The sequence below is a fragment of the Kitasatospora sp. NPDC058965 genome, assembly GCF_042741245.1.
Taxonomy (GTDB): domain Bacteria; phylum Actinomycetota; class Actinomycetes; order Streptomycetales; family Streptomycetaceae; genus Kitasatospora.
In genome coordinates this window covers 1-3,904 of sequence record NZ_JBHYKG010000501.1, presented here as the reverse complement: position 1 = coordinate 3,904, position 3,904 = coordinate 1, and the positions used below count along the sequence as shown (strand labels likewise).

2 protein-coding genes and 1 tRNA gene are annotated in these 3,904 nt (G+C 68.7%); 1 reads left to right on the top strand and 2 read right to left on the bottom strand.

All coding sequences use genetic code 11. The features are described 5' to 3' along the window. Window positions 1-23: 23 nt before the first annotated feature. Window positions 24-97: transfer RNA gene (locus ACFW1A_RS39310), tRNA-Leu, on the bottom strand. A 50-nt stretch (window positions 98-147) separates the two neighbouring features. Continuing rightward, window positions 148-990, bottom strand: coding sequence for an HNH endonuclease (locus ACFW1A_RS39305; RefSeq protein WP_380418291.1), 843 nt, complete (start codon window positions 988-990; stop codon window positions 148-150). Between the two features lie 354 nt (window positions 991-1,344). On the opposite strand from ACFW1A_RS39305, the gene ACFW1A_RS39300 reads away from it, so the two are divergent. Next, a complete protein-coding gene (locus tag ACFW1A_RS39300; protein ID WP_380418289.1) occupies window positions 1,345-3,771 on the top strand; it encodes a chitinase C-terminal domain-containing protein in 2,427 nt (808 codons plus the stop codon). Window positions 3,772-3,904: the final 133 nt, after the last annotated feature.

The window sequence follows — 3,904 nt, the reverse complement described above, 5'->3', positions numbered from 1 at the left end:
GGCGACGACCAGGCTCCTGGCTGTACGCCCGGTGGGATTTGAACCCACGACAGCACGGACCTAAACCGTGTCCCTCTAGCCGCTGGGGTACGGGCGCATGCGGCAACAGCCTACCGTTTCCGGCGGGCTGCACGGGTCGATCGGAGCTCACCCCGCCCGGCGAGGACGCTTGTTCCGTCCGCAGTGCGTCGGCGTGATGGAGTGACAGTTCGGGCAGAGCAGCCGCAGGTTTTCGGGCCTGTTGTCGAGCCAGTTGCCGTCGATGTGGTCCACTTCGAGCGTCATCGGCAGGCCCCGCCAGGTCGGCGGTGTTCCGCAGTCGGCGCACTCGTCACGCCGACCGCTGATGAGGAGCATCCTCCGAAGGCGGTGGCCGGCGGTGCGGGGGCTTCCGGGGCGCAGCAGGACCAGGAGGTCCTCGGGCTTCCGACGCGGGCCGACGCGCTTTCCCTTGTTGTGCCCCGAGCCGGTGAAATGGCTGGTGTCCAGGTCGGCGCGCTCGATCAGGTCCTTCAGCAGCCGCCGGGTCGTCGTGGTGTCCGGAAGGCCCAGGGCGCGCAGGACGCCCGCGATGCTGCGCTGGTTCGCGACCGCCTGCTCCAGGGCGTGACCCCGGACCCGAGCGGCAGCTGCCTGGTTCGTCGAGAAGTGCGACGTGTCGATGCCGAAGCGGGCGAGCCGCTGCTTCAGGTGACTGTACGCGCTGTCATAGGGGACAACGCCGAGGTGGTGGAGCATCGAGCCGATGCTGTGGCTGTTGGCGGCGGCGTGTGCCAACTCGTCCCTGGTGTAGCTCCGTCGCCCGTAGTCGGGTCGGCCGGCGTTGAAGTGCGAGGTGTCGATGCCGTAGTGCTTCAGTCGCCGGCTGAGGTAGCTGTGGGTGCCGCCGGCCATGGGAACGCCCAGCCGTCGCATCATGTCGTTCACGCTGCTCGACTCGGCCGCCACCTCGGTCAGCAGCTCCCTGGTGTACCGCGTGGGTGTGGACATGTGACTCCCTCCTCGCCGGGGGCAACGAGCGGGGTATGGCATGAGTAACGGGTCATCAGATGAACGGGTGATGAGAATCACCCCAGCTCCGGCGCGCCCATTGACATCCCATTGGTACAGACCTATTGACCCCTGTGGTCCAGACCACATAGGTTCGTCGGCAATCTGCACCGTGGCAGGCGGGTGGTGACCCCCGGTCAGGTGCGGGTTGTCATCGATCCCCCACACGCGCGTGCTTCCCCACAGGTGCGCGCACGACACTCTCTCCTGGAGGACCGAGTGTTGATCCGAAACGAGACGGCGCAGCGTCCCACCGCCGGCGTCCGTCGTGGCAGTGGCAGGCGGGTGGCGTTCGTGGCCACCGCGGCTGCCGGGTTGGCCGGGCTGCTGCTCGGCACGTTGGGGCTGGCGCCCTCGCAGGCGGCCGCGGCCGTGGACAACCAGGCGTGCCGGCCGGACGGGATGTACACCACGCCGGGCGTGAACGTGCCCTACTGCCAGGTGTACGACACCAGTGGCCGCGAGATGATGGGCGCGGACCACCAGCGCCGGGTGATCGGCTACTTCACCGGCTGGCGGACCGGCAAGGACGGCACTCCGGCCTACCTGGTGAACAACATCCCCTGGGACAAGGTCACCCACCTCAACTACGCGTTCGCGCACGTGGCCGGCGACAACACCCTCTCGGTGGGCAGCGACGGGCCGAACAACGCGGCGACCGGGATGACCTTCCCGGGGGTCGCGGGTGCGGAGATGGACCCGACCCTGCCGTACCAGGGCCACTTCAACCTGCTGAGCAAGTTCAAGAAGCAGTACCCGAACGTCAAGACCATGATCTCGGTCGGCGGTTGGGCCGAGACCGGCGGCTACTTCGACGACTCGGGCAACCGGCAGGCGTCGGGCGGCTTCTACTCGATGACGGTCAACGCGGACGGCAGCGTCAACCAGACCGGCATCAACACCTTCGCCGACTCGGCGGTCAAGTTCATCGAGAAGTACGGCTTCAACGGCGTGGACCTCGACTACGAGTACCCCACCTCGATGAACAACGCGGGCAACCCGCTCGACTGGACCACCGCCAACGCCAAGCGCGCCTCCCTGATGAAGGGGTACGCGGCGCTGCTGCAGACCATGCGGCAGAAGCTGGACACCGCCAGCGCGGCGGACGGCAAGTACTACCTGCTCTCGGTGGCGGCGCCGTCCTCGGGCTACCTGCTGCGCGGCATGGAGACCTTCCAGGTGACCAAGTACCTGGACTACGTCAACATCATGTCCTACGACCTGCACGGTGCCTGGAACCAGTACGTGGGTCCGAACGCCTCGCTGTTCGACGACGGCAACGACGCGGAGCTGAAGGCCGGCAACGTGTACAGCACGTCGCAGTACGGCGGGATCGGCTACCTGAACGGCGACTGGGCCTACCACTACTTCCGCGGGTCGATGCCGGCCGGCCGGATCAACCTGGGCCTGCCGTACTACACGCGCGGCTTCAAGAACGTGCAGGGCGGCACCAACGGCCTGTGGGGCACCGCGTCGACCACCACCTGTCCGGCCGGCTCGGGGCTGACCACCTGCGGTGACGGTGCCGTGGGCATCGACAACCTCTGGCACGACCTGGACACCAACGGCAAGGAGTCCCCGGCGGGCTCCAACCCGATGTGGCACGCGATGAACCTGCAGAACGGGATCCTGCCGGACTACCTGTCCAAGTACGGGCTCACCGACACGTCGCTGACCGGCAGCTACACCCGCAACTACAGCTCCTCGCTGGTGGCGCCGTGGCTGTGGAACTCGACCAAGAACGTGTTCCTGTCCACCGAGGACGAGCAGTCGGTCAACGCCAAGGCGGACTACCTGATCAACGAGGGCGCGGGCGGCGCGATGATCTGGGAGCTGGCGGGCGACTACACGTTCGACCCGACGGCGAACGGCGGCAAGGGCGAGTACGTGGCCGGTTCGACGCTGACCACCGACCTGTACAACAAGTTCAAGGCGGCCTCGCCGTACGGGGCGACCCGGGCGACCGTCGCGATGCCGAGCCAGACCCTGCCGATCGACGTGTCGTTCACCAACTTCGCGCTGGGGGACAACAACTACCCGATCAACCCGAAGATCCACATCGTCAACAACTCGACGGTGACGCTGCCGGGCGGGACCGAGTTCCAGTTCGACTACGCCAACTCGGCGCCGAACAACGCGCACGACCAGTCGGGCTTCAACTCGTCGGTGATCAGTGCGGACAATCCGGGGCCGGGCAACGTGGGCGGTCTGAAGGGCACCTACAACCGGGTGTCGCTGAAGCTGCCGAGCTGGCAGTCGCTGGCGCCGGGGGCCTCGGTGGACGTGGACTTCGTCTACTACCTGCCGGTCTCCACGCCGTCCAACTGGACCGTGAACGTGGGCGGCACGCTGTACGGGATCACGGGCGACCTGGCGCGCGGAACCACGGGGGGCTCGACGCCGACCCCCACGCCCACTCCGACGCCTACCCCCACTCCGACGCCCACCCCCACTCCGACGCCGACTCCCACCCCCACTCCGACCCCCACCCCCACTCCGACGCCCACTCCGACGCCGACCCCCACTCCCACTCCCACGCCGACGCCGACCTCCGGCACCTGCGCGGGCGCGCCGAGCTGGGACGCGGGCACGACCTACGCGACGGCCGGCACCAAGGTCGGCTGGAAGGGCCACTACTACTCCAACAAGTGGTGGACCAAGGGCGACGACCCCACGGCCAGTGGTGCCTGGGGAGTCTGGAACGACCTCGGCCCCTGCTGAGCCGCTGAGGCGGTCGGCGGGCTGGAGGTAGTCAGCGGCGGGGGGGGGGGGGGGCCGGCGGGGGGGGGGGGGGCGCCCCCCGCCCCCCCCGGACCCCCCCCCCCCCCCCCCCCCCCCCCCCCCCGGGCGCGGG

Coding starts and splice junctions, on each gene's coding strand:
- ACFW1A_RS39305 (WP_380418291.1), bottom strand. CDS start 990: ATGTCCACACCCACGCGGTACACCAGGGAGCTGCTGACCGAGGTGGCG.